Source organism: Streptomyces sp. NPDC017676 (assembly GCF_044329325.1).
In the GTDB taxonomy this organism is placed as follows: domain Bacteria; phylum Actinomycetota; class Actinomycetes; order Streptomycetales; family Streptomycetaceae; genus Streptomyces.
Map to the genome: position 1 here is coordinate 1 of NZ_JBIRJA010000049.1, position 1,277 is coordinate 1,277.

Annotated in this window: 1 rRNA gene (running past one end of the window); it reads left to right on the forward strand. The window is 57.2% G+C overall.

Annotated elements, in window-relative coordinates:
• A 23S ribosomal RNA gene (locus ACH4LD_RS42935) occupies positions 1-1,277 on the forward strand (its annotated part continues 1,210 nt past the right edge of the window); the annotation flags it as partial.

A 1,277-nucleotide genomic window follows, 5' to 3' on the forward strand; every position in this document is an offset into this window, starting at 1 on the left:
TCTCGTGACTGCGTGCCTTTTGAAGAATGAGCCTGCGAGTTTGCGGTGTGTTGCGAGGTTAACCCGGGTGGGGAAGCCGTAGCGAAAGCGAGTCCGAACAGGGCGCTGTAGTAGCACGCTCAAGACCCGAAGCGGAGTGATCTAGCCATGGGCAGGTTGAAGCGGAGGTAAGACTTCGTGGAGGACCGAACCCACCAGGGTTGAAAACCTGGGGGATGACCTGTGGTTAGGGGTGAAAGGCCAATCAAACTCCGTGATAGCTGGTTCTCCCCGAAATGCATTTAGGTGCAGCGTCGTGTGTTTCTTGCCGGAGGTAGAGCACTGGATAGGCGATGGGCCCTACCGGGTTACTGACCTTAGCCAAACTCCGAATGCCGGTAAGTGAGAGCGCGGCAGTGAGACTGTGGGGGATAAGCTCCATGGTCGAGAGGGAAACAGCCCAGAGCATCGACTAAGGCCCCTAAGCGTACGCTAAGTGGGAAAGGATGTGGAGTCGCAGAGACAACCAGGAGGTTGGCTTAGAAGCAGCCACCCTTGAAAGAGTGCGTAATAGCTCACTGGTCTAGTGATTCCGCGCCGACAATGTAGCGGGGCTCAAGCGTACCGCCGAAGTCGTGTCATTGCAGCGTATAGCCCCAACGGGTGCTGTGATGGGTAGGGGAGCGTCGTCTGCCGGGTGAAGCGGCACTGGAAGGTAGTCGTGGACGGTTGACGAGTGAGAATGCAGGCATGAGTAGCGATACAAACGTGAGAAACGTTTGCGCCGATTGACTAAGGGTTCCTGGGTCAAGCTGATCTGCCCAGGGTAAGTCGGGACCTAAGGCGAGGCCGACAGGCGTAGTCGATGGATAACCGGTTGATATTCCGGTACCCGCTGTGAAGCGTCAAACATCGAGCATCGTGATGCTAAGGCCGTGAAGCCGTTCCGGACCCTTCGGGGAAAGGAAAGTGGTGGAGCCGCCGGACCAAGCGGTTAGTAGGTGAGTGATGGGGTGACGCAGGAAGGTAGTCCATCCCGGGCGGTGGTTGTCCCGGGGTAAGGGTGTAGGCCGCAAGGTAGGCAAATCCGCCTTGCATACGGCTGAGACCTGATGCCGAGCCGATTGTGGTGAAGTGGATGATCCTATGCTGTCGAGAAAAGCCTCTAGCGAGTTTCATGGCGGCCCGTACCCTAAACCGACTCAGGTGGTCAGGTAGAGAATACCGAGGCGTTCGGGTGAACTATGGTTAAGGAACTCGGCAAAATGCCCCCGTAACTTCGGGAGAAGGGGGGCCAT